The sequence below is a fragment of the Treponema endosymbiont of Eucomonympha sp. genome, from assembly GCF_001028545.1.
The window spans coordinates 1-765 of sequence record NZ_BBPW01000320.1 but is presented as its reverse complement, the minus strand read 5'-3'; the positions used below and the strand labels follow the sequence as shown (position 1 = coordinate 765).

Here is a 765-nt window from a genome sequence, read left to right as displayed (position 1 = left end):
AAACTGGCTGGGCATAAAGCCTTTGCCTCTATGCTTTTTGCCGGGGGGCGAAGGCTATATCGTCCAATCCTCAATATCCGGAGGCGGCACGCGGCTGAATTCCTTGGTATTGCGCGTTATTAAAACCCCGCCGTTTGCCAATACGGTCGCGGCAATGACGAGGTCATTCGGCCCGATGCTCTCCCCGTTTTTCTCCAGATATGCGCGGACAGCCGCGTACTGTCTGGCGGCAGCGCCGCCGAACGGCACAATCTCAAACGGCGCGGCAAACTGAGCCCATATTCCGCGGGTCATCCGCGCCCCTTTCGCCGCCCCGGTCAGCATTTCTGCCATAACCATAGCCGGAATCTTTATCTGCTGCGGGCGACTTGCTTTGAACTGCGCGGAAAGCGCGGGATATGCGCCGTTCAGATAATACACGCAGGTGTCTGAATCGAGAAAATAGCTCACGCCGTTTCCCGCGGGGCGTCATGTTCCCATTTTAGTTCGGACGGTATTTCCAGCGGCGCGTCCTTGAGCGAGCCGAATAGTTCGAACCAGCCTTCAGGATATTCGCCGCAGCTTGGTTCTGTGCGGGAGGCGCTCGTCCGTTTTGACGCCGTCGGGTTCCGTGTTGGCGATACCAAAGTGTTCATATATGCTCCTTATGCTGGCTGCGCCCGTTCATGTCGTATAACACGCAAGCCTACGTCTTGCTGCCGAGTTTGCTTAGCCAATTCGCGCAACATAGAGGGCGGGGTGCTACCGGGTTTGCTTGCTACAAAC

The 765-nt window shown here is 56.9% G+C and carries 2 protein-coding genes; both read right to left on the bottom strand.

Annotation, left to right across the window (positions count from 1 at the left end):
* Positions 1–54: 54 nt before the first annotated feature.
* Positions 55–450, bottom strand: coding sequence for a PIN domain-containing protein (locus AWU74_RS06820; RefSeq protein WP_062328690.1), 396 nt, complete (start codon positions 448–450; stop codon positions 55–57).
* Positions 447–635, bottom strand: coding sequence for a hypothetical protein (locus tag AWU74_RS06815; protein WP_062328687.1), 189 nt, complete (start codon positions 633–635; stop codon positions 447–449). The genes AWU74_RS06820 and AWU74_RS06815 overlap by 4 nt, the downstream gene beginning before the upstream one ends.
* Positions 636–765: the final 130 nt, after the last annotated feature.